This window comes from Serratia sp. NPDC078593, assembly GCF_050268245.1.
Taxonomy (GTDB): Bacteria; Pseudomonadota; Gammaproteobacteria; order Enterobacterales; family Enterobacteriaceae; genus JBNNGK01.
The window spans coordinates 1-20,785 of record NZ_JBNNGK010000027.1; the positions used below are offsets into that span (position 1 = coordinate 1).

General features: G+C 50.3%; 27 protein-coding genes, 1 pseudogene and 1 other annotated feature. Of the genes and pseudogenes, 4 read left to right on the forward strand and 24 right to left on the reverse strand.

Annotation, left to right across the window (positions count from 1 at the left end):
• Positions 1–135: 135 nt before the first annotated feature.
• From ACQKDS_RS19000 to lysC, 15 genes and pseudogenes are all read right to left on the reverse strand, one after another.
• Entirely contained in the window at positions 136–342 is a 207-nt protein-coding gene (locus ACQKDS_RS19000; RefSeq protein ID WP_399673635.1) for a hypothetical protein, read from the reverse strand.
• Positions 342–1,310, reverse strand: a complete 969-nt coding sequence (locus tag ACQKDS_RS19005) for a phage tail protein (RefSeq protein ID WP_399673637.1) — start codon at positions 1,308–1,310, stop codon at positions 342–344. Before ACQKDS_RS19005 ends, ACQKDS_RS19000 begins: the two co-directional genes overlap by 1 nt.
• Positions 1,311–1,829: 519 nt before the next feature.
• Positions 1,830–2,066, reverse strand: a complete 237-nt coding sequence (locus ACQKDS_RS19010; RefSeq protein ID WP_399673639.1) for an ogr/Delta-like zinc finger family protein — start codon at positions 2,064–2,066, stop codon at positions 1,830–1,832.
• Between the two features lie 88 nt (positions 2,067–2,154).
• Complete coding sequence (locus tag ACQKDS_RS19015; protein ID WP_399673641.1) at positions 2,155–3,294, reverse strand: contractile injection system protein, VgrG/Pvc8 family; 1,140 nt, start codon at positions 3,292–3,294, stop codon at positions 2,155–2,157.
• Complete coding sequence (locus ACQKDS_RS19020) at positions 3,291–3,773, reverse strand: phage tail protein (protein ID WP_399673643.1); 483 nt, start codon at positions 3,771–3,773, stop codon at positions 3,291–3,293. The genes ACQKDS_RS19015 and ACQKDS_RS19020 overlap by 4 nt, the downstream gene beginning before the upstream one ends.
• Before the next feature lie 12 nt (positions 3,774–3,785).
• On the reverse strand, positions 3,786–5,843 hold the full coding sequence (locus ACQKDS_RS19025) for a phage tail tape measure protein (RefSeq protein WP_399673645.1): 2,058 nt from the start codon (positions 5,841–5,843) through the stop codon (positions 3,786–3,788).
• A complete protein-coding gene (locus tag ACQKDS_RS19030) occupies positions 5,836–5,970 on the reverse strand; it encodes a GpE family phage tail protein (protein ID WP_399673647.1) in 135 nt (44 codons plus the stop codon). Before ACQKDS_RS19030 ends, ACQKDS_RS19025 begins: the two co-directional genes overlap by 8 nt.
• Positions 5,971–5,990: 20 nt before the next feature.
• Positions 5,991–6,278 carry a phage tail assembly protein gene (locus ACQKDS_RS19035; protein ID WP_399673649.1) on the reverse strand — a complete coding sequence of 96 codons (288 nt, stop codon included), beginning with the start codon at positions 6,276–6,278 and terminating at the stop codon, positions 5,991–5,993.
• Between the two features lie 70 nt (positions 6,279–6,348).
• Positions 6,349–6,858: a phage major tail tube protein gene (locus ACQKDS_RS19040; RefSeq protein WP_399673651.1), complete on the reverse strand. Its 510-nt coding sequence runs from the start codon at positions 6,856–6,858 to the stop codon at positions 6,349–6,351.
• Between the two features lie 13 nt (positions 6,859–6,871).
• Positions 6,872–8,041 carry a phage tail sheath protein gene (locus tag ACQKDS_RS19045; RefSeq protein ID WP_399673652.1) on the reverse strand — a complete coding sequence of 390 codons (1,170 nt, stop codon included), beginning with the start codon at positions 8,039–8,041 and terminating at the stop codon, positions 6,872–6,874.
• Between the two features lie 253 nt (positions 8,042–8,294).
• The gene (locus ACQKDS_RS19050) at positions 8,295–9,203 is read right to left on the reverse strand and encodes a baseplate assembly protein (RefSeq protein WP_399673654.1); all 909 of its coding nucleotides are present in this window, start codon (positions 9,201–9,203) and stop codon (positions 8,295–8,297) included.
• Between the two features lie 4 nt (positions 9,204–9,207).
• The gene (locus tag ACQKDS_RS19055; RefSeq protein WP_399673656.1) at positions 9,208–9,558 is read right to left on the reverse strand and encodes a GPW/gp25 family protein; all 351 of its coding nucleotides are present in this window, start codon (positions 9,556–9,558) and stop codon (positions 9,208–9,210) included.
• Positions 9,555–10,190: a phage baseplate assembly protein V gene (locus tag ACQKDS_RS19060; protein WP_399673658.1), complete on the reverse strand. Its 636-nt coding sequence runs from the start codon at positions 10,188–10,190 to the stop codon at positions 9,555–9,557. The genes ACQKDS_RS19055 and ACQKDS_RS19060 overlap by 4 nt, the downstream gene beginning before the upstream one ends.
• Positions 10,191–10,278: 88 nt before the next feature.
• Entirely contained in the window at positions 10,279–10,746 is a 468-nt protein-coding gene (locus ACQKDS_RS19065; RefSeq protein ID WP_399673691.1) for a phage tail protein, read from the reverse strand.
• A pseudogene (gene lysC / locus ACQKDS_RS19070) lies at positions 10,721–10,998 on the reverse strand (Rz1-like lysis system protein LysC). Before lysC ends, ACQKDS_RS19065 begins: the two are co-directional and overlap by 26 nt.
• 85 nt (positions 10,999–11,083) lie before the next feature.
• Here lysC and ACQKDS_RS19075 point away from each other — a divergent pair.
• Positions 11,084–11,236 carry a hypothetical protein gene (locus tag ACQKDS_RS19075; protein ID WP_399673660.1) on the forward strand — a complete coding sequence of 51 codons (153 nt, stop codon included), beginning with the start codon at positions 11,084–11,086 and terminating at the stop codon, positions 11,234–11,236.
• 29 nt (positions 11,237–11,265) lie between these two features.
• On the opposite strand, the gene ACQKDS_RS19080 is transcribed toward ACQKDS_RS19075, so the two are convergent.
• The 5 genes from ACQKDS_RS19080 to ACQKDS_RS19100 all read right to left on the reverse strand — a co-directional run bounded on the left by ACQKDS_RS19080 (position 11,266) and on the right by ACQKDS_RS19100 (position 12,950).
• Positions 11,266–11,778, reverse strand: coding sequence for a lysozyme (locus ACQKDS_RS19080; RefSeq protein ID WP_399673662.1), 513 nt, complete (start codon positions 11,776–11,778; stop codon positions 11,266–11,268).
• Entirely contained in the window at positions 11,762–11,980 is a 219-nt protein-coding gene (locus tag ACQKDS_RS19085) for an HP1 family phage holin (RefSeq protein ID WP_399673664.1), read from the reverse strand. Before ACQKDS_RS19085 ends, ACQKDS_RS19080 begins: the two co-directional genes overlap by 17 nt.
• A gap of 3 nt (positions 11,981–11,983) precedes the next feature.
• Positions 11,984–12,187: a tail protein X gene (locus tag ACQKDS_RS19090; protein WP_399673693.1), complete on the reverse strand. Its 204-nt coding sequence runs from the start codon at positions 12,185–12,187 to the stop codon at positions 11,984–11,986.
• 210 nt (positions 12,188–12,397) lie between these two features.
• Entirely contained in the window at positions 12,398–12,592 is a 195-nt protein-coding gene (locus ACQKDS_RS19095; RefSeq protein ID WP_399673666.1) for a hypothetical protein, read from the reverse strand.
• A gap of 136 nt (positions 12,593–12,728) precedes the next feature.
• The gene (locus tag ACQKDS_RS19100; protein ID WP_399673668.1) at positions 12,729–12,950 is read right to left on the reverse strand and encodes a TraR/DksA C4-type zinc finger protein; all 222 of its coding nucleotides are present in this window, start codon (positions 12,948–12,950) and stop codon (positions 12,729–12,731) included.
• A gap of 283 nt (positions 12,951–13,233) precedes the next feature.
• Between ACQKDS_RS19100 and ACQKDS_RS19105 the strand changes: the two genes are divergently transcribed.
• Positions 13,234–14,133, forward strand: a complete 900-nt coding sequence (locus ACQKDS_RS19105) for a phage repressor protein CI (protein ID WP_399673670.1) — start codon at positions 13,234–13,236, stop codon at positions 14,131–14,133.
• Between the two features lie 177 nt (positions 14,134–14,310).
• On the opposite strand, the gene ACQKDS_RS19110 is transcribed toward ACQKDS_RS19105, so the two are convergent.
• Positions 14,311–15,075: a YdiY family protein gene (locus ACQKDS_RS19110; RefSeq protein ID WP_399673672.1), complete on the reverse strand. Its 765-nt coding sequence runs from the start codon at positions 15,073–15,075 to the stop codon at positions 14,311–14,313.
• 243 nt (positions 15,076–15,318) lie between these two features.
• On the reverse strand, positions 15,319–16,662 hold the full coding sequence (locus ACQKDS_RS19115) for an anaerobic C4-dicarboxylate transporter (protein WP_399673674.1): 1,344 nt from the start codon (positions 16,660–16,662) through the stop codon (positions 15,319–15,321).
• A 476-nt stretch (positions 16,663–17,138) separates the two neighbouring features.
• Between ACQKDS_RS19115 and ACQKDS_RS19120 the strand changes: the two genes are divergently transcribed.
• A complete protein-coding gene (locus tag ACQKDS_RS19120) occupies positions 17,139–18,212 on the forward strand; it encodes a 3-deoxy-7-phosphoheptulonate synthase (protein ID WP_399673676.1) in 1,074 nt (357 codons plus the stop codon).
• A 6-nt stretch (positions 18,213–18,218) separates the two neighbouring features.
• Positions 18,219–19,340, forward strand: coding sequence for a bifunctional chorismate mutase/prephenate dehydrogenase (tyrA, locus tag ACQKDS_RS19125; RefSeq protein WP_399673678.1), 1,122 nt, complete (start codon positions 18,219–18,221; stop codon positions 19,338–19,340).
• A gap of 54 nt (positions 19,341–19,394) precedes the next feature.
• Here the strand turns inward: tyrA and pheA are convergent, their stop codons facing one another.
• Together pheA and pheL are read right to left on the reverse strand one after the other, a co-directional pair.
• A complete protein-coding gene (gene pheA / locus ACQKDS_RS19130) occupies positions 19,395–20,552 on the reverse strand; it encodes a bifunctional chorismate mutase/prephenate dehydratase (protein ID WP_399673680.1) in 1,158 nt (385 codons plus the stop codon).
• A 32-nt stretch (positions 20,553–20,584) separates the two neighbouring features.
• Positions 20,585–20,711: a sequence feature (Phe leader region), on the reverse strand.
• Entirely contained in the window at positions 20,663–20,710 is a 48-nt protein-coding gene (gene pheL / locus ACQKDS_RS19135; RefSeq protein ID WP_193764799.1) for a pheA operon leader peptide PheL, read from the reverse strand. It overlaps the preceding feature by 48 nt.
• Positions 20,712–20,785 lie beyond the last annotated feature (74 nt).

The following is a 20,785-nucleotide window of genomic DNA, read 5'->3' on the forward strand; positions in this document are numbered from 1 at the left end:
GCTTTAAGTTTCTTTTCGTCCATAATTTGCCTGTCTCCATTGTCAGGAAGAACATATCAAAAACAGGCAATTACACAATTTAAATTACAGTCTCAATATAGTATTTCTAATGGCTTCTCTATTATTTCCCTATGGTTATGAAGTGATATTGATCCAGCATGGTAAACCATTATCGCCGATCCCTCTCTCCTTTCCTTCTGGCGTATCGCCCATAAAAGTAGCGACATCCTCTGTTTTCATTTCTATACCATCAACAGGCCATGTACTCGCTAATAGGTAATCATTTTTCAGTGTTACAACATAGAATGCATTCTCGGAAGGGCTAAATACATAACCATTCATTAATATCCTACTCCCCAGACAGTGACAGATGAGTTTGATTTTGTATACGCGCAAGCGGCCCCAAACTTTGTTCTACTAATAATTGACGCGCTGGTAAAGGGGGCTCCACTAGATGCGTACATCAAAGATCCTGTTAAGGAAGCATTAATCGAAAGACATGCATTGGGAAATGCAATTGGCCATGAATCATTGATAACAACCATGTTACCATCGGTCGAAATTGGTATAGAGACAGTTTTCCACTGAATAAGCATATTCCGCTTTACACCTGATACGATTGCGGGAACAGTGATATAACCAGCTGAACTCGCCAACCCTGCGACTGCAGGCATAGTTGCTCCTGTATCTAGTCCCAAATAACCCCGGGCTGCCTGAACTGCGATTTGTCCAGCGTCAGAAATTTCTTTAAGGTTACTGGCTGTTTTCAAATATTGAGTGTGCGGATTTGACGCTTCAACGTGTTTTTTTATCAGGGTATCGGTATAGGTCTTAACTTCAATGACCTTATCATCAACATACTCCCGTGTTGCCAAAACGACGGACGGGTCAATCTTCAGTGTCACAGCATCTGTGCCAGATACAATTAATACCATGCGGATAGTCTGCGTTCTTCCGCTGCCTTCCTCTAATTGTGGTTTGTATGTTTCTGGGCAGTTAGCTACGGCAATTAACACGCCGTCACTGTCAAATAGACCAAGTTCACGTATCCACCAACCACCTTCATTTTCAGGAATGATTTGTTCCACAATGATCTGGCTGGCGTTGGCTGGATCAACGGTGAGTAGATTGATTGCGCCGCGGCGTTTTTCCCCGAGTAGAGTCGTTTGTGTTGCATCAGGTGTCGGTAATGAGCCAGCACCGTCACCGACGGCGAGGTGTGTTAGATTTAGCTTCGTGCCGAGTGCGGTTGCATTTGCAATTTTTGCTGCACCTTGATTAGTCAAAATGGCATAGAATTTTGTTGTCATATTTTTACTCTTAAATTGTCAATCAAATGTACTGCTGCGCTACTGTAGACAGTGGCGGCTTACGGCAATGATTTCGGTAGACAGGAATAAACAGCCAATGTTTCGCTGCTGTAAGTGGCGACATTATTCGCATAATTTGTGCCTCAATTTGTTGGCTGCGCAAGTCTCCGCTTACCTGGACTCATCCCATTAATCGGCCGAAAATGCCCAAGCTAATTAGGGCAACAGGTTGGCCGGGTAGTTTTTCGGATTCCACCACGAATGCAATGAACGGCTATCTACTCAATCTTGCCTCTGGTTTGTACTACGGCACCCTCAAGGGTGACTTCAAGCGGCATTGAAGCGATTATTTACAGAGTCTTCGGAATGCAGATGTCAGTCGTACCGTAAATAGCCATGGTTAAACTTGCTATTTCGAGTTTCAGGCTGCCGGGAAGCAGCCATGTAACCTCGCATTTAGCTAACAGGCCCCCGTAATTCGAGAGCGAGAATAAACGTTCGACAAGCGTTGCCATGGTTTCAACTCTTGCTTGCAGGTTGTGCTGCAGAACGGACTTTGTGCCCTGTTGTCGCTGGCGCTGGGGTTGTTACGTTATCACCACGCTTAACAATCACTCGAGCCACCGACTCGTGTGTGGCAAATGTACAACTGCAATTAATGTTCTGGCATTGGTGATAACGCTCTTTGGTTGACTCACTCAGGTAACGGCTGGAACGGGTGTGAGCGACGTTACCGCATACTGGACAGTGCATCATAATTAAAGCTCCATGCTGCTTATTCAAGTTGTGCAATTTATATTACACTCAAAACTTGCAAATACAAGATGTGAGGTCAAAATTGAGTTCATTTTTCTGTTGTGTGGTAAGTAACGTCATCAAGCATCACCAGCAGATCCAATGAGCAGGTGTATCCGCTACTGCCCAGTTTGTGGGTGATTTTGTTGATGATCCAGCGCTGGCTATCAATCTGTGATTTGAAACCGCGGACGATGATTGGCGTATCTGGCACAAGATCTGGTCGTCCATACGCCAGGTTGATGGTGAATTTTGCCAATCCTTGCTGGATACGTTTGAATACGGCCTCGGCCCCACGCATTGCGGCATTTTTATCCCGAAAAATTTTAGGGATATTGAATACGTTACCTGCAGCACCGAGTAGATAGTTGTTTGGCGATTGTTGAGCGCCAGGCTTCGTCAGCGGTGAACCGGATGCGTTTTTGGGGACGTCGTGCAACTGACGGTCGAGGCGAATTTTTTTATTCGCTTCGTTTGGATTATCGGTATTGAGCCAGACGGCGCTGACGCCGGTATAGGCATTTTTATCTGCGATGCTGAAAGTATGCCGATCGCCATCATTGCGAGTAAGGACACTCATTGGCAGAGGTTCTCCGTTGCTGATACCTGCCAGACCTGGTTTGAAAAACGAGATTCTCTGGAAGCGAATACTCACCTTGGCGCCGTTAAGTGTTGCCAGTCGCACTAGAAATTGCAGGTCTGACTCATCGGTTTGATCGATATGCTTAATGGTTATTGTGCTTAGATTGGTGTCCATATCAGGAGGACGTAGTTTATTGCGCTCTGATATTTGTTTAACGATATTTTCCAGAGTGATATCTGAATAAGACTGGCTGCGTAATTGATTAAGTGAGGTTCTAAAATCAGCGCTGTTAGCCGATATTGTAAGCTGGTCCGGTGCGCCGGCGTGGGTAACGGTGTCAATGACGAATGAGCCATGTCCAAATAATGCTGAGCCTTGCCAGCCAATATAAAGCGTTAACAGCGCGCCGCGTCTCGGCATCATGAGCTGACCGTCACTGTCGTCCAGTATGATATTCAGAGAGTCTGCGGCAAAGCCGCTAGCGTCTTTCAACGTCAGTGAAATCAGCCTAGGTGCGATTGATGCGGTAATATCTTTGTCATCCAGTATGAGAATAAAATCAGGAGCAAACTTATCTCCGATTGGCAGGTAGGTGTCGGTTATCATGGGTTAAGCCCCACAGCCTGCTGCGCTTTGTTCAGCAGCTTTCCGGCTTTATCCAGTAGACCTTGCGCCTGCGTGCGCAGGTCGCCAAACATGGCGTAGAGAGACTCGTCTACGCGTTTCAAGGTGATATCAAAATTAATTTGTCTTGGCTGGCCATCAGGGAAAAGCTGTGTGCCTGTTTGGCTTAACCGTTGAATCACAAACATGCCATAAATCATTCCACTCCCTTCAATTAGCGGCCAGGCACGTCCTTGATCCGCCATTACCTGTAGCACGGCGAGCGAGATGCGCCCCCCGGTCAGTTCCGGCATTAATTGTCCCGATAGGGTGATGGTTTCGACGTCAGGACCGAGGAATTGTGAGGTTGCGCGTTGACCTACGCGTTTGTTTTCCGGCCACTGATAGCTAATATCACGTTTGATGGTTTGGTAGGGAAGAGTACGCAGCTTAAATACGTAGATCCCAAGGGTTAGCATCATGGTGTCTGTTCCTTAAATATTGGCAAATTGCGATTGTGCTAAACGGTCGTTGTCCCACTGCTGCTGCTGATTCAGTTGCTGATAGATCTGATGAATTTCCTCGCGATCCATCCCCGGAGTGGTATGAATCGTCACGTTATTGGTCACCGTTTTATTACTGGTAGAGGTGGTTGCACCGGGCGTCATCGCCGGTTGATAGGCCGTCAACGGGGAGCTGACCGTCTTGATGGAGGTATCGTGCTCTGATACGGATGTTGCAGACGGCGGTAGGTTGTTCTCCTGTTTTTTCTCCTTATTCATAAACCCCGCCTTTTCCAGCAATTCGACTACGTAACCACTGGCGTCTTTCACTAGCGATAGGGGGTAGGTTAGAACTTCACCCAAGATTTTCCCCATGGATTTTGCAACGTCTGAAATCTTGTTTAAGCCTTCTTGCGTCATTTTTACCGGGGTAAGGAATTCCTTGATTTTGCCAATCACGAAGCTGAAAATCTGGCCGATAGGCTCAAATATGCTTTTAAAGGGGGCTAGCGCTTCGAGAACGCCGTCGATAATGCCGCCAATAAATGCGGAGATGGGTTCCCAATACTTATAAATTAATGCCGCGCCTGCGACGACGGCGGCGATGACCGCGAAGATAGGGAGGCCGAGCGCGGCGAATGCAGCGCCGATAGCGCTGCCGACGGTGGTGAAAATACCGCCGAGCAGTGCGGCACCGCTCATCAGCATATTGATGGCGCTGAGAGCCGGAACAATAAAGGTGCCGATAGATGCTAGGCCGCCCAGCAATACTGATACGGCACCAGCAACGGTTATCAGCGTTGCGGTCAAGTCAGGGTTATCGCTTATCCATTGTTGCAAAGTATCCAGCCACTCGGTCGCTGTTTGCGTCAGTTCGCGCAGCATGGTGTTCTGTCCACCAAACAGATCGATGCGAATACGGTCCCAGCTGGCAAATAGTTTTTGTATATCGCCGTCCAGGTTGTCGCCTTGTACCGTGACTATCCCCTGAGCGGCACCGGCAACATTGCCGAGCGTTTTCCCGGGTGGGGCCAGCTGTGCCGCAGTTTGCTCCAGACTAGCCCCTTGGTTGAGTGCGTCGGGTGCGGCTGATAACAGCCGCTTGTTCAAATCCGTCAGGGGAAGCGCATAATTGTTGCTGGCTTTGGCCATGACGTCTGCGATGTTGCTGGCTTGATCGACAGGCAGCCTGAAGGCGTGTTGTACTTCGGTTAGTGCTTTTACCGCATCGTCAATACTGCTGCCGCTTGCCTTGGCCAAATTTAATGCTGCCGGTGTGGCGGCCAACACCGCTTCGGCGTCATAGCCGTTATTTGCCAGCGTTGTTTGCGCCTGTTGTATTTCGGCTGGCGTATTCACACTTTTTTGTCGTTGGCTGGCCTGTTGCTGAAGTGCTAGCAAGTGCGGATCGTTCTGCTTCAAACCTAACTGTGCCTGCAGAGCAGAAAGCTGTTTTTCGAATTGCATGCCGGGCGTGAGTAGCTGCTTGCCGCCGGTGAACAGCTTATCGCTGATTGCGGCGGCAGGTTCGGTAAATTTGCCCAGTGCATTAATACGCCCCTGACGGCGATCGTGATTAGCAAAAATTTGCGTACGATGTTGCTGGCGCAAGCGGCTTTGTTCGGCTCTGTTGGTGCCCAAAGTAGCCTGCGCATTATTCAGATGCCTGCTCTGCTGTTGCTGCGCTTCATCCAGCTGTGTGGTGTTGAAACCTTTTTTTTCGAGCTTTTTACTTAACTGTCCCTTTTGGATCGCGAGGAGTTTACGGTGTGCCCGCTGGATCACGTCGTCGAAGTTTAATTGTTGGACGGTTTGAATATCCTCCATAGAGGTTATGGACGCGGGCAGTGACGCACGCGCCGCTTGGTTTTGCTTTAACTGCTGCTGAACATCGTCGCTCTGACGCTTCAGTTCCGCCAGTCTTTTCAGCTGCGCGAGCTGTTGTTGCGCATAGTGAACTCGCTTGGACGACAAAATGACATTGCGGTTGGCTGCTTTTAGCGTGAAGCCGCTCAGAATAATATCGTCGACATCCTGTTGGTTACTCATCGGTTTCTACTCCACTACGTTGAAGGGCCCGGTGGCGCCAGTCGAGCAACTCCCCCAGCCCCATACCGTTCATCTCTGATGGCGGCCAGTGAAAAATCACCGCGATATCCGCCATCAGATCGTCCACGGTCAGCGCCGGGTCGATGCTTACTCCGCCGACTTCGGCGCTAAAAAACCGATCACCATGCCTGCCAGCGCGATAAGGTCTGGGAGTTCCAGACGGGCGCACTCTTCTTTGGTTAGGTTTGGATAGGTGACACGCGGCAAAATGGTGATCAGCGCGTCCACGTCGGCATTTGCCAGTGCCGCCAAGCCGATGCCGCGCAGGCTGCCTGCATTAGGTTTGGTTACCATCACTTCGCTAATCTCGCTGTCGCCGCGTTTAATTGGGGTATCGAGCACCACGGTGGTGTCCTGAGAGGTCATCATTTCCATGTTCTTTTCCTTAATTTTGTTTGCTATGGGCTAAAGGCGGCCAGCGTACGGCTGGCCGTCGGTATAACGATTACAGGCCGATGGCCTTGCGGTGTGCGGCCAGCAGGTCGACTCCGTTCACTTTCTCGATCATATTGACGGTATCGATCTCAATCAGCTCTTTGCCGTCGATGCTCAGCTTGAAGTAGGTGCAGTCGGTCGAAACCTTGGTTTCCGTGTCTTCACCTTGTTTGAGGTCGCCACTGTCGATCTCTTTATGGCGGCCGCGCATCACTACCTCCAGCGCAGAAACGTCGCCGCTGTCATCGCGTTGGAAAGAACCGGTAAAGCGCAACGGTACTGCGTCGACTTGGCCCCATTGCTTCAGTACCAATTCATCGATGCCGCCCATGGTCCATTCGACCACTAGTGCATCATCGTCCAGGCCAAAGTCGATCGAAGCCGCGCCATTCATGCCGCCGCCGCGGTATTTTTCCAGCTTGCGGGTCAGTTTCGGCATGGTCAGAGAGGAAACCACGCCCATATAGTTGAAACCGTCGTTAAACAGGTTCAGGTATTTCAATTTCTTAGGTAAGGCCATGTTGTTGTTCTCCTTAGCTGTTTACGGACGCGGCGAAGTTCGCCAGGTAGCGGTCGGTAATGCGTTGACGCAGAGTTAGGTCTTCCAGTGGCGGGACTGGGGTGTAGTCGTAATCGATGAACAATTTGCCCGCTTTGAGGGTTTCCTGATCGTTGGCGCTTTCGTCGTACCAGCAGTCGCCATCGATGATCAGACCGGCGGACTTCAGCTCGCGGAACTTGGCTTTAATGCCGTCGATCATGTCGCGGATCAGCGTAGGTGTAACCGGGCGGTCGATCGCCCACATATGCGCCTCAGCCATGGTGTCTGCCAGTACCTGTGCGGTACGGGTGTAGTTTTCAAACTGGAACAGCGGATCGTCAGCGCAGGTGCGGGAGCCCCAGAATTTGAAACCGTCTTTACGAATCAGCGTCGTGACGCAGGCTTCGTTTAGCAGATCGGCGTCGGTACCGACGGTTTGCAAATCCCAGAAGACGTTGGCGGAAATCCCGCTGACGCCGTTGACACCGACGTTAGACAGAGTTTTGTGCCAGCCAGTTTCCTGATCGATCTTGGCGCGTAGGCCGAGTGCACGGGCAGTGGCGTAGGCAATGTCGCTGCTGTTGGTTGTCGTGTTCCAGTTCACGAAGTCCGGCCAAATCAGCATCAGCTCACGCTGGCTAAAGTTTTTACGATAGGCAATGGCTTCGGATACCGTTTTGCAACCGTAGGCGCTGATGTACCCGAAAGCGCGTAGTTGCTGGCAAATGGTTGCCAATGCTGTTGCAACTTCTAGATTGTCATGGCCGGGAACGCCGAGAATGCGTGGTTTCACGCCTAACTCTGCCTGCGCTGCCAGTAATGCTTTCATGCCGGTATATTTACCGTTTTCGTCGGCACCGCCGATGATGTTAGAGGTGGTTGCTGCTTGGTCTTCCCCTTCTGCGACACGCACTACCACGGTGACAGGTTTAGCCTGGTCGGCAATGGCCAGTAGGGCATGGGCTAATGTGCCTTTTTTACCGGCCTTACCGCTGGCGGCTAGCACGTCGGTGATCAATACCGGTTGGTTAAGAGGAAATACGCTGGCATCGGCATCTTCTGCGGTACAAACCATGCCAATGACCGCCGTTGAGACGGTGGAAATTACGCGAGTGCCTTCGTTAATTTCAAGAACACGTACGCCGTGGTGATAATCACCCATAATCTTACTCCGTTGGTTGTTGGTAGGAGTAGGATGCCCGGGTGAGCGTTACGGCGCACGTCATTGGGTATGTATGGAATCTGATACAACAACTGGAAAAATAAGAAAAAAAACGCCCCAAGCGGGGCGTTTTCGTCTGCGCGTAAGGTGGCGTTTGCTGATCACATATCGAATATTTTCAGCTTCGATGTGTACAGTGAAAAATGACTGCTGGAATTATGGCTAAAATAGATTTCTGGCTGGTAGTTGACGATTACTCATCAGAACCTCCCACACTTAAGGTGTAACTAGAGCAGTAAGACGCCTGCGTTTTATCCAGCACGATATCGCTTTGCGGGCTATTCAGCTCAACGCGCTGGACACCTTCGGCATGTAGTGCGGCATAAATTGCTGACAGACGAATATCGCGCCCCAGCCGATGTTGCGCGGTGATATAGTTTTTTAGTTTGGCCTCAGCAGCGCTGCGGATCGGCTCTGCTTCTGGACCAGGGTAGAGGTAAAGTACGGCATCAATACGATAAGTAACGATATGGGCGGACTGTACCGTTACGCGATCGGCCACCGGGCGTACGTCTTCAGCGTTCAACGCGCGGTCAACAATGGCCACCAGTTCATCGCTGGCGGAGCCGTTACCTTCACGGGAGAGTACAGAAATGATCACGCTGGCTGGACTTGGGCTGGTGGCCGAAACGTCAGCTACCCGGCCGTCAGCGGAGCGGCCGTGATATTCGTAAGCGCCGCTGGAACCGGCAACGCTGAGTCCCTCAAAGGCCTGCTGAATGCGTACGCGAAAATCGCTGTCGGACTCCAGAATCGCCGCCACGGGAGGCACCACGCTGTTATCGGCTTCTGCTATCACCAGCCGTTCTACCTGGAAGTTGGCACCAATCTGATCTAAATCGCTGCCGCTGGCGTAGCCGAGCATAACGGCCTGCGCCGCTTCATTAATACGTTGGCGCAGGATGAGTTCGCGATAGGCATTCTCTTGCAGTAGCTTAACGATGGGCTCAGATTCTAACGCCAGTGTACGGGCGATCGCCTCGCGTTGTTCTGGTGGATAAAGCGAAATCAGTGTGGTTTTGCGTTCAGACAGCAAAGACGCATAATCTAAAGGTTCCACCACCGTTGGGGCGGGTAATAAACTCAAATCAATCGTTGGCATAATGTCAGCTCACTGAAACAGAAAAAGAAAAGCTATCGGGAGTATCGGTACGGCTTCCTGCTATCTCCACCACCATTTTTCCGTCGAAGGTGGTGTCGATGGTGATAGCGGTCAAACGGATGCGCGGTTCCCACTGCAGCAGCGCGCTGTAACAGGCGGCCATAATTTGCAAACGCAATACATCGTTTTGCGGCTGATCAAGCAGTTCAGAGAGTAACGATCCGTAATTACGGTTCATGACTCGTGAGCCAATTGGGGTGATAAGAATGTCACTTACCGACTGGCGAATGTGTTCTATGTCGGCGATGGCACGGCCGGAGGTGCAGTTCATGCCGAGATATTTTGCGTTGTTCATTGTGGTTTCCCCGTCTGGCCTCCGCCGTTTTGCACACCGCCGTGAGTATGGTTATGTACCACAATGCCGTTGGAGGTGAGGCTGCCGCCGGTATGGCTAAGGTCACCGCGCAGCGATCCGCCTTGACGGAGGATCAGCGAGCCGGTGGTTAACTGTTGGGTGCATTCCACTTCGGGTGCATCCAGGGTGATTTTGCTGCTGGCACGGCAAATAATGTTGTCAGCAGTGACCGTTACGCTATCGCCAGCTTCGACAGTCGCACTTTTGATGCCGACAGCTTTCAGTGCGCCTTGGGCGGGTTCGTATTCGATCACCGCGCCGTCGGGGAAGGCGATGTGCACCGCGTCGGCCGAATGGGAAGGGGCCGGGTAATCGTTGGAAAATACCCCGGGCAGCACGAAGGCGGTATCCAGCTCGCCGCCTAATGACAGCACGAGCACCTGTTCACCTAAGCTGGGCGCCCACCAACTGCGCGAGCGTCCGGCGCGGCTAGTCAGCCAGTTCAGCCAGTCCGTGATGTTACCGCCGGTAGCTACACGGCAGCGTCCGCGTTCAAGATCGATCTCGCTGACGGTGCCAATACGAATTAAGTTGCGCACCAGGCGCTGAATATCAGAGTTATATACGTTCATCTGTTAAGAGTGCCGCTGTGAGAGTGTGGCGGCAATGCGATCGTGTTTGGCGAGTTTCAGCACAACACGCGTCACAGTTGCCGGGAATTTAGGGGTGTTTGAATGTGCTAATCAATTCGCCGTGCAGGTAAACCTCAGTAAAGCACATCACATTCTGTGGTTCCGGCGGTTCAGGCAGTGGCGTGATGTGTAAGGCTCCGTCGCGTACGTCGACCTGAATGCGTTCGGTTAACTGCAAATGCAACTCGAGTGGGTCAGCCGTGTTGATGCCACTTTTAAACCCAAAGCCATTTTTGCGTTTTTCAACATTGGCAAGCAGGTCTGGTTGGTGGCTACGCAGCCACGCCAGTACCGTCACCATCACTAGGTCAATATCTTCGGTGCTGTTGTCGTTCAGCGTGATATTGAGTTGGTACTGATATTCAAATGATAGTGATGCACCGAGTGTGGAAACCACACGGCCGTTATCAAGCGTAATAACCAGTTTTTCAGGTTGTTGCTGCAACATGGGCAGCGCATTAATTAATGCGTCACGCAGTTGGTTGGGTTTTAACATCATGTTTCTCCTGGCACTGTTTAATGGCCTCGATTTGCAGTGCGCAATGCGTTAGCGCCTGTTCGAGTTGGCGAATATCAGCACTCAGCTCGCCGTTGGTATTAGGGTGATTGCCGGGGATTGGGCAACTGTTGACTTTTGGACAACCAATGTAAGTAATTTGTGACATTGGCGAAGGCGGGCGCTGGTGCAGCCGGATAACATCATCAGGCACAGCAGCGTCTTGCCAATCGCGTAACTTTTTATTTTCATTAGTTAACCTCTGTAGTTGTTGTTCGCGACGCTGCACCAAGCGATCGGCATTGCTCAGTGATTGGCGTAGGGCCTGTTCGGCCCGTTGCCGCTGCTGCGTTTGTTGCTGGAGTTGAACGATGAAGTCATCACGGGTTGTCAGGGCGGTTTGCAATGCCCCGATGCGCTGTGTTCCTTCCTCCAGATGTTGTTGCAACCGTTGGTTTTGCCATTGCAGTCCGGCCAGGAGTATCAATAGCAGTACGCTTAGGCCGAGTATTATGCGGTTCATGAAGAGGCTCCTTGCAGGCAGCGTTTTTGCTCAGCGGCGCGACGACGTTCCAAGCCGTTACTTTTCACGCCGTTGACATACACCCAACGTGGTAATTGGTCGCAGGCTTGCCGCCACCGTTGTTGCCGAATAAAGTGAGCCAGCGTTGATTGGCAGGCTGCATTCACACCCACATTGAAAGTAAATGCGCTGACTGCGTCGTAAACAGGTTGTGGCATCGTGACGGGCATGCATCGCGCGAGGCCTTTTTCCACTGTTCTCACATCGCTAAGTAGATTGTTGGCAACCTGTTGCTCAGTAATGGCGCCATGGGGTTTCACCCCGGCGGTATGGCCGATACCGTTGGTCCATACTTTGGCGCTGCACTGATAAGGTGTTAGTTGGCAACCTTCAAAATCTGCAATCAGGCGTAAGCCCTGTTCCGATGTCTGTAATTGGCTGAACTGCGGGAGTAATGCGGCCAGCGCCAAGATGGCGGCCGCACTGCAACGTTTAATGGTCGAGTTCATCGTATACCCCGCGTTTGAGGCCGTTTTTCCTCAGCGATCGCAATAGTTGATAGCTTTTACGACGGTAGTACCAGTTCACCAAGAAGGTACCCACACCGACGGCGGCACCGATCAGTACGGCAATATCCTCAGGAGAATGGCGTCCAAACCACGCCAAACAGGCAGCAACGAGGTAACAGAGTGTTGACGTGAATTTTTCCATCGTTCAGTCCCACAGTTTTACCGTTTCCCGCTTGGCGGCGATGGTTAACTCCGGCAGCTCGACCGGATAACCATGTGGCAAGACGGGGCCATACTGTGCGAGTCCGGTATTTGTGTGATAAACCTGTTCCACCACGTTTTGCGTAGTGCCGTAATAACGCCAGCAGATAGCGTCAACGGTGTCGCCTTGTTGTGCATAAATTTTCATCATTAACCATCCTGCGATGTGGTTATCTGTGATAGGTGCGTATATCGCGCCCGTTTATGCTTAGTTTCACGATGAGGACAACGTGCTGCAATTTATGAGGATTGTGAGTGCTGTGGCACAACTGACAGTAAACAAATGCGGGCGATATAAATAAAAAACCCGCCAATTGGCGGGTGAAAAGAATGTATTTTGCGCTGTGTGTGAATGTATTTATCGGGGATTTTGATGGCTGGCTGGGTAGAAAATTTCTTGATATTCGTTATCGGGCAGAACCTGGCTAGCCAGATCGGAAATCAGCGACATGGCGATCAGAAACTCAGAGGTGCTGCATTGTGCCGCTTGGGATACGTCCGCGATAAACTGGATGCGCGACAGTGTTAATTGTTGTTTATCCAAGGCTTCCACTGTTTTTCCCCTTTTGTAAATATACTGTTTATTTATACAGTATTAAGCAAAATGCTAAATGCGTCAATGGGTGTCCGCAGCATTTGCTCAGTAAAATAAATGAATGGCAAATAATCGAGCTTTTACCGGCTTGAGGTTAATCGGGTACGAAATAGCGTATTCTCTCTTCTTTATACTGCTGGCAATCAGTGCAGTAGCGAAGGCAGGGAACGGTGATACGACGTGCTGCTGGGATGATTTCATTACATACTTCACAATGCAATGTAGGCGGGATACGCACCGCCAATCCTGCGAGCGCGATCTTTTCTGCCAGTATCGCTGCTTGGTATTCCTGAGCGATATCAATAAGGCCTGCCATAAAACTGCACTCCTGTTTTCATGTTCTGGATTGCAAACAGCACGTGATAACCTGATGAGCGTAATAACTTGCAAAGTCGAGCATAAAGGACGTGGCGAAGTTTTATGAGTCAGGTAAGATTATATTGCGTGCTATTTGACGCGGCTAACTCGCTATTAGCGTGGCTTAGTGTTTGCATTTTCGGCAATCATAACGCATCATTTAGTCATAAGTGACATTTGATGCAGTGCTGTGCTTTAACAGCGAATGTCGCGTACTTTAGATCGCAAAATGCGACTTGTAAATGAAAGTTTTGATTGTGGCCGGGGAATGTATGCGCGAAGACATAATGAATGACAATGCTGCCGTTGGTGCGGTGATTGAAAGAATTCTTTCTGCTTATGGTGTTACTACACAAAAAGAATTGAGTGAAATCCTTGGGATAGCGCCGAATAATATCAGTAGCTGGCAGCAACGAGGGAGCGTACCAGGATATGTCATTATCAGTTGCGCGTTGGCTACTGGGGCAGATCTCGCTTGGCTCATGACGGGGGAGCTTGCAAAAGCGAAACCAGCGTTCAAGCCATTACCGGCGGTGCATGGCAAAGCTTTATATGAGCGTGTATTGGCTTCTGGCGGCAAAAATGTGCTTCGTCGCATTCTGGAGGCTTATGGTTTTAGCCTGCAAAAAGAGTTAGGTGATCTGTTGGGGATTTCATCTGGCACCATGAGTACTTGGGTGCGGCGTAACTATTTTCCTGGCGATATCGTTGTGACCTGCGCCTTAGATACCGGTGTTTCTCTTCAGTGGCTAGCAACTGGGCAAGGGGAAATGCAGGGCGCCGCTTCGGCGACGATGGTTGTTCCGGGTACGGTACGTGCATTGCCTAAATATCAGTTAATTGCCGGTAAATTGATCGATGGCGGTAAATGGTTGGCCGATCCGGCGTTGATTCCAGCGAATGTGGTTCAACCCGCTTACGTTGATGGCGGCCGTATCGCGTGGCTGGTGGATTTATCCGTCACGCATATTGCGAATGGACGTTGGTTGATAGACATTGACGGTAACCTGGATATTTACGACATCGCGCGCTTGCCCGGAAATCAGGTTCAAGTCAGCGGCGGAAGCACCGATTTTCAATGTTCAACGGATGCATTGAAAGCGTTGGGCATGGTTTGGTTGACACTGACGCAACAGGCATAAAAAAGCTCTGAGCTTGATGGCAAAGTCGTCTGATGGCTCGAGATACCCGGGCCTAGCGTAGCGAGGGGCGCTCCGGTGGCTTACGCCACTATGACCCCACCGCCACGCTTTCCCTAATAACGGGCTTTGTTTGCAGTCTGAGCCCACGGGTTAGTGGGCTAAGCATTACAGCATCGATTAAAGGCCGTAAACCAGTGTGACTGAGGTTGTGGTGTCTGTTTTTTTCGGTGCAGAAGCTGGCGGCTCACTGTTGTAGGTTACGGTATAGGCTAGTCGCAACGAAAATTTATCGTTGATCGCCACATTCAATGCAGTTTCCGAATTCAATGTAAGATCGTCGTTTGCTAACGCGGAGAAGCCCTCCGAGAGTTTGGCGTTATCCGTTAATTGATACGTGTAGTTAGCGGCACCATAAGCCAGCGCTTTGGTGGTACGCCCGCCATGGCGATATTCATCATGACGTACGCCAGGGCCGAGTTCGACGCGCAGGTCGTGAACCGGGCCATTGAAGATCTGACGACCGTAACCGCCGGTCAACGTTGAGCGGGAATCATAACCAGCGTAGCGATCGTTCAGCCAGCTTGCCTGCCCAAACAGATAGTTACGATCGGTCATGTTGTAACGGGTACGGCCGCCGACTTGGTATTTTTCTGATGAACGCACGTTCGAAGACGTGGTGTTATTGGCGGAGCCCCACAGACTGTAGGCACTGACGGTGTTGAACCAGGTCAGGGATGTACTGGCCAGCAGAGTCGAGCTTTCTGAATTACCAGATTGTGCGTTATAACCAGCTTGAATGTTCCCCTCAAACGGTTTTTTCGCGGTGGTCGGATCGTCCATCGCGGTAAACAGCGTATTGTTGGCAAAGGATGAAAAACTGGTGAAGGTGATCAAACAGCTAATGTATAGCGGGATAGCGCGTTGAGCGCGTGCAAAGAGCATTTTGGACCCAGTTGGTTAATGTGTTAGGTGATGGCGGTCGCATTATATCGATTCGTCTTGGCGACCAAAATAGCGCCGATTAGCATAAGTTTTTAATTTTTAACACTGCGTTATTCTATTTTTTTATGCTGATCATGCCGGTTTTTGTGAGAGAAAATACCAAGAGCCCTTGCTGTTTAACGGGTTTTTGATGTTAAATGTCGCTTGGCGGCAACGGTTTTACGTTGTCGCCAAGGTAAAGCATTACATGAAAGTGGTCACCAACAGATAGCCTGTGATACATGAGCACAATACGCCGATAAATCCGGGAATAATAAAGCTGTGGTTGATGATGAATTTACCAATGCGTGTCGTTCCTGAGCGATCGAACCCAATGCAAGCCAAATCACTGGGGTAGGTTGGTAATACGAAGTAACCGTACGCCGCTGGGAAGAAAGCCAGTAGCATTTTGGGATCGACGCCCAGTTGTAGCCCCATAGGGGCAATCGCGGCCAGTGCTGCTGCCTGGCTATTTACCAGCTTTGATACCAAGAATAATACGATGGCATAGGTCCATGGTTGGCTTTTTACTACGTCTTCTAGCAGCAGTTTCAAATCCCCTAAGTGTGCTTGGAAGAAGGTATCACTCATCCATGCGACACCAAATACCGAGAAAATTGCCACCATTCCAGCCTTGAATACCGCGCCATTAGCGATATCGCTAGGTTTCACCTTACAACTCATTAGCATGATGGCGCCGGCAATCAACATCATCATCTGAATCACCAGATTCATTGACAGTGGTTTCAGTACGCCTTTGACGGCAAAAGAGGGGCGCAAATCGGCAAATGCACCCAGTAGTACCACGACGACAATTGCCGCAAAGAAAATCAGTGTCGACCAATAGGCTTGCTTGGAAAAGCGCTGATTCAGCAGTGTTTCCGTGCTGCCATAGATGAAAGCGCGTTGTTCGGGATCGCTAATGCGTGCTTGGAACTCTGGATCTTTATCCAAATCTTTGCCGCGGCGCAGGCTCCACAGCGCGGCCATTAACACGCCGACTAATGAGGAGGGGATAGAAATCGCCAATATTTCCAGCAAGGTATAGGCCTTACCAATGCCATGCCCGGCGGCAATAATCGAAACTAGGGACACCACAGCGACGGATACCGGGGAAGCGGTAATGGCCATTTGCGATGCCACTGAGGCTACGGCCATTGGGCGCTCCGGGCGGATACCTTTTTTGATGGCGATGTCAGAAATGATTGGGAACATGGTGTAAACCACATGACCGGTACCGCACAGGAAGGTCAGTGTCCATGTGGTGAACGGGGCTAACAGGGTAATGTGTTGTGGATGGCGGCGCAGTAGCCTCTCGGCATATTGCATCATCACATTCAATCCGCCCGCAGTTTGCAGTACTGACGCACAGCCAATGACGGCGAGGATGGTGAGCATGACGTCAACTGGGGGTCTCCCTGGCTCCAGACCGAACACAAAACACAGCAAGAATAAACCGATACCGCTGATTAATCCCAACCCCATACCGCCATAGCGAGTGCCAACCAGCAGGCAAAGAATAATAATTGCGAATTGCAGAGTGATCATGGGTGTCCCTTTGTGAAAGAAAGAATAATGTGGCTCACTGGCCTGACTTACCGGTTATCTAACCCTAAAGAGGTGTGAGTCGATGATCGCCATCATTATTTAATTGCTTGGGAAGGACTATGAGATTGCGCAATGTTTATTCATGGAGATGATTAATTTGAGTGATGGTGTGACAGAGTAAAGACGTGGGTGTGACTTTTTGTGTAATTTAAAGTTTACGATTAATCGTTGATCTCACATCGAAGTGTACAGATATCATAGGTGGGTTTTATTATTAATTGTTTTATTTATCTTATATAAATCAATCAATTAAATTTATTTTATTGTGATTGATACGGCGCATTGTAATTATAGTAATTTTTTATTTACGTTATTTGGATTGAAATGTTTACATTGCATGATAAGGTAGAGCCAGTAACGTGCAATGTTGACTGATCCACGCTCACGCATAACGGTAAACGACGGGAAATAACATCATGCAAAAAGACGCGCTCAATAACGTACATATCAGTGCAGAACAGATCTTGATCACGCCGGAGGAACTAAAAAACCAGTTTCCTCTTAGCGCTAATGACGAAAGTGAAATCGCAGCGGCACGTAAAACGATCGCGGATATTCTTCAGGGGCGCGATCATCGTCTGCTGGTAGTATGCGGCCCCTGTTCGATTCACGATCCTGATGCTGCGTTAGATTACGCGCGCCATTTGAAAAACCTGTCGGCTGAATTGAGCGATCAGCTATATATCGTTATGCGTGTCTATTTTGAAAAACCCAGAACGACCGTCGGCTGGAAAGGTTTAATTAATGACCCGTACATGGACGGCTCGTTTGATGTGGAAGCGGGTTTGCATATGGCGCGTCGCTTGCTGCTGGATCTGGTAGGGATGGGATTGCCGTTAGCAACCGAGGCCTTGGATCCGAACAGCCCGCAATACCTTGGCGATCTCTTCAGCTGGTCGGCGATTGGCGCGCGAACGACCGAATCACAAACTCACCGTGAGATGGCGTCTGGCCTGTCGATGCCGGTAGGCTTTAAAAATGGTACTGATGGCAGTCTCGGTACGGCAATTAACGCGATGCGTGCTGCTGCCATGCCACACCGTTTTGTTGGTATCAATCAAGCTGGGCAAGTGTGCCTGTTACAAACCCAGGGCAACCCTGATGGTCATGTCATCCTGCGCGGCGGCAAGACGCCAAATTACAGTACGGAAGACGTCGCCGCTTGTGAAAAACAGATGCGGGACGCGGGACTCCATCCTTCCTTGATGATAGATTGCAGCCATGGCAATTCAAACAAAGATTACCGCCGTCAACCTGTGGTAGCCGAATCTGTGGTTGAGCAGATCAAAGCGGGTAACCGTTCGATTACCGGCATCATGCTGGAAAGCCATCTGAATGAAGGCAGCCAATCTTCCGAGCAGCCACGTGTTGATATGCGTTACGGCGTATCTGTTACTGACGCGTGTATCAATTGGGAGAGCACCGAGACGCTGTTGCGACATATGCATCGAGAACTGGGCGCAGCATTGATGGCACGTACTGGAGAGTAGTGATTTATGGTGGCTGAACTGACCGCGTTGCGCGATCAAATCGATGAAGTAGATAAAGCGCTGCTGGATTTGTTGGCAAAACGTCTGCATCTGGTGGCGGAAGTAGGTGAGGTTAAAAGCCGCCACGGGTTACCGGTTTATGTACCAGAGCGCGAGGCGGCCATGCTGGCCTCGCGTCGTGCCGAAGCCGAATCGCTTGGTGTTCCGCCCGATCTGATCGAGGATGTGTTGCGGCGTGTAATGCGTGAGTCGTATACCAGCGAGAACGATAAAGGCTTTAAGACTCTGCAGCCTCAATTGCGGCCGATTGTCATTATCGGCGGCGAAGGTCAAATGGGGCGGTTGTTCAATCGCTTGCTAACCCTGTCTGGTTATCAGGTGAAGGTGTTGGATAGGCAGGATTGGCCCCAGGCTGAGGGCTTGCTGGCCGATGCGGGTATGGTGATTGTCAGTGTGCCAATTCATGTCACTGAGCAGGTAATCCAGCGTCTGCCACCGTTGCCTGATGACTGTATTCTGGTGGATTTAGCGTCGGTGAAAGATCGTCCATTGCAAGCCATGTTGGCGGTGCACCGTGGACCCGTGTTAGGACTACATCCGATGTTTGGTCCTGATGTTGGCAGCGTAGCCAAGCAGGTGGTGGTGTATTGCGATGGGCGCGAGCCGCAGGCCTATCAATGGCTACTGGATCAACTGCAAGTGTGGGGGGCCCGTCTACATCGTATTAGCGCGGTAGAGCACGATCAGAACATGGCTTTCATTCAAGCGCTGCGCCATTTTGCTACCTTTGCTTATGGTTTGCATCTGGCTGAAGAGAATGTTCAGTTGGAGCAGCTTTTAGCGTTGTCCTCACCGATTTACCGCTTGGAATTGGCGATGGTGGGGCGGCTGTTTGCACAAGATCCGCAGCTGTACGCGGACATCATTATGTCTTCACAAGAAAATATTCAACTGATCAAACGCTACTACACGCGCTTTGGCGAGGCGATTAAATTGCTGGAGCATGGTGATAAACAGCAATTTATCAACAGCTTCCAAAAAGTAGAGCAGTGGTTTGGTGATTATGCCCAGCGGTTCTTGGTCGAAAGCCGTTCGCTGTTGCGTCAGGCTAATGATAGCCGTCAGTAAATGAATTACCGCGTCATTTGAGGTCTGGCAGTTGCCAGACCTTTTTTACGTGGTTTAGGAAGGATCAACCGGCACCACGTTTTCGCTAGGGTAGCAGCCCAGCACTTTCAGTGAACGGGTAATTGGCGTCAGATTTTGCAACGCTTTTTGCATCGACTCGGCGCGAATATTCGCCTGTACATCGATATAAAACATTTCTTCCCACGGATTGCCATTGATCGGGCGAGATTCCAGCTTAGTCATGATAATTCCGTTATCACGTAGTACCAGCAGTGCTTCGACCAACGCCCCGGACTGTTGGCCGGTCGCCATAATGAAGGTGGTTTTCGCGGGAACTTGTGCGGAAACGTCGATGGCTTTGCGCGCTAATACAATGAAGCGCGTGATGTTCTGTTGCTGGTTTGCCAGATTGTGTTCCAGCACTTGCAGGCCATACAAGGCACCACCCGCTTCGCTACCCAGTGCCGCGGCGTTCGGGGACTTAAGTTTGGCGACCTTTTCCATTGCTGCTGCGGTGCTCTCACAGTATTCGATTTTCCACTGCGGATAGCGGCTGATAAATTGACTGCATTGTTGAAAGGGTTGTGGATGGCTATAAACCGTTTCAATTTTGCTAAGGTCAGTTTCCCCGGCAGTGAGTACGCAATGGTCAATGGGATTGGTCAGCTCGCCGACGATCGACAAGCTGGTATGTTGCAGCAAGTCATAGACGTCGTTAATGGAGCCTGAACTGGTATTCTCAATGGGTAACACCGCGTAATCGGCTTGACCGGTTTCAACTTGGGTGAAGATGTCTTGAAACTTCTGGCAGCCATGTTCGATTAATTGATCGAAATGGCGCGCGGCGTACTGACGGGCAGCGAGATGAGAATACGAGCCTTTAGGGCCGAGGAAGGCAATGCGTGCAGAGTGTTGACTGGTCTGATTAAGTTGATGCTGTAGCAGCGCCTGCTGGGTGAGTACGGAATCTTCGATGATAAGCTGGAACAGACGAGTGACGTAGAACCCGTCCAAGCCGTATGGTTTCGCGGCGGTAATGAGTGAATCCAGTAAATCGCGCTCACGTTCTTTATCACGAATGGGCCGATGGGAATGTAATTTAGTTTTGCCCACCTCCAGCGCCAGTTCGCGGCGTTCTGCTAGCAAAGCCAACAGTTTCATATCCAACGCGCTAATGCGCTCACGCAGCTCGAGTAACGGGTTATCAGTCATAATCAGCTTTGCCTTGTATTTTTCTAATAATCATAAAAAAAGCCCCCTGATTTCAGGAGGCTTTACTGTTCGTCTTCGCATTCTTTATCACACGACGAAACGCCTCCCTATCAGGGGAAGGTAAAAAAGAATGCGAAGAAAAACGGTTTACGTTGCATTGGTAACTTATCTCACTCATAGGTCAGGTTTTAAAGTAACCGCAGGCTTTTGATTGTGTCAATAAAAAAGCAAAA

Coding starts and splice junctions, on each gene's coding strand:
- ACQKDS_RS19000 (WP_399673635.1), bottom strand. CDS start 342: ATGAATGGTTATGTATTTAGCCCTTCCGAGAATGCATTCTATGTTGTA.
- ACQKDS_RS19005 (WP_399673637.1), bottom strand. CDS start 1,310: ATGACAACAAAATTCTATGCCATTTTGACTAATCAAGGTGCAGCAAAA.
- ACQKDS_RS19010 (WP_399673639.1), bottom strand. CDS start 2,066: ATGATGCACTGTCCAGTATGCGGTAACGTCGCTCACACCCGTTCCAGC.
- ACQKDS_RS19015 (WP_399673641.1), bottom strand. CDS start 3,294: ATGATAACCGACACCTACCTGCCAATCGGAGATAAGTTTGCTCCTGAT.
- ACQKDS_RS19020 (WP_399673643.1), bottom strand. CDS start 3,773: ATGATGCTAACCCTTGGGATCTACGTATTTAAGCTGCGTACTCTTCCC.
- ACQKDS_RS19025 (WP_399673645.1), bottom strand. CDS start 5,843: ATGAGTAACCAACAGGATGTCGACGATATTATTCTGAGCGGCTTCACG.
- ACQKDS_RS19035 (WP_399673649.1), bottom strand. CDS start 6,278: ATGGAAATGATGACCTCTCAGGACACCACCGTGGTGCTCGATACCCCA.
- ACQKDS_RS19040 (WP_399673651.1), bottom strand. CDS start 6,858: ATGGCCTTACCTAAGAAATTGAAATACCTGAACCTGTTTAACGACGGT.
- ACQKDS_RS19045 (WP_399673652.1), bottom strand. CDS start 8,041: ATGGGTGATTATCACCACGGCGTACGTGTTCTTGAAATTAACGAAGGC.
- ACQKDS_RS19050 (WP_399673654.1), bottom strand. CDS start 9,203: ATGCCAACGATTGATTTGAGTTTATTACCCGCCCCAACGGTGGTGGAA.
- ACQKDS_RS19055 (WP_399673656.1), bottom strand. CDS start 9,558: ATGAACAACGCAAAATATCTCGGCATGAACTGCACCTCCGGCCGTGCC.
- ACQKDS_RS19060 (WP_399673658.1), bottom strand. CDS start 10,190: ATGAACGTATATAACTCTGATATTCAGCGCCTGGTGCGCAACTTAATT.
- ACQKDS_RS19065 (WP_399673691.1), bottom strand. CDS start 10,746: ATGTTAAAACCCAACCAACTGCGTGACGCATTAATTAATGCGCTGCCC.
- ACQKDS_RS19080 (WP_399673662.1), bottom strand. CDS start 11,778: ATGAACTCGACCATTAAACGTTGCAGTGCGGCCGCCATCTTGGCGCTG.
- ACQKDS_RS19085 (WP_399673664.1), bottom strand. CDS start 11,980: ATGGAAAAATTCACGTCAACACTCTGTTACCTCGTTGCTGCCTGTTTG.
- ACQKDS_RS19090 (WP_399673693.1), bottom strand. CDS start 12,187: ATGAAAATTTATGCACAACAAGGCGACACCGTTGACGCTATCTGCTGG.
- ACQKDS_RS19100 (WP_399673668.1), bottom strand. CDS start 12,950: ATGGCAGGCCTTATTGATATCGCTCAGGAATACCAAGCAGCGATACTG.
- ACQKDS_RS19105 (WP_399673670.1), top strand. CDS start 13,234: ATGAAAGTTTTGATTGTGGCCGGGGAATGTATGCGCGAAGACATAATG.
- ACQKDS_RS19110 (WP_399673672.1), bottom strand. CDS start 15,075: ATGCTCTTTGCACGCGCTCAACGCGCTATCCCGCTATACATTAGCTGT.
- ACQKDS_RS19115 (WP_399673674.1), bottom strand. CDS start 16,662: ATGATCACTCTGCAATTCGCAATTATTATTCTTTGCCTGCTGGTTGGC.
- ACQKDS_RS19120 (WP_399673676.1), top strand. CDS start 17,139: ATGCAAAAAGACGCGCTCAATAACGTACATATCAGTGCAGAACAGATC.
- tyrA (WP_399673678.1), top strand. CDS start 18,219: ATGGTGGCTGAACTGACCGCGTTGCGCGATCAAATCGATGAAGTAGAT.
- pheA (WP_399673680.1), bottom strand. CDS start 20,552: ATGACTGATAACCCGTTACTCGAGCTGCGTGAGCGCATTAGCGCGTTG.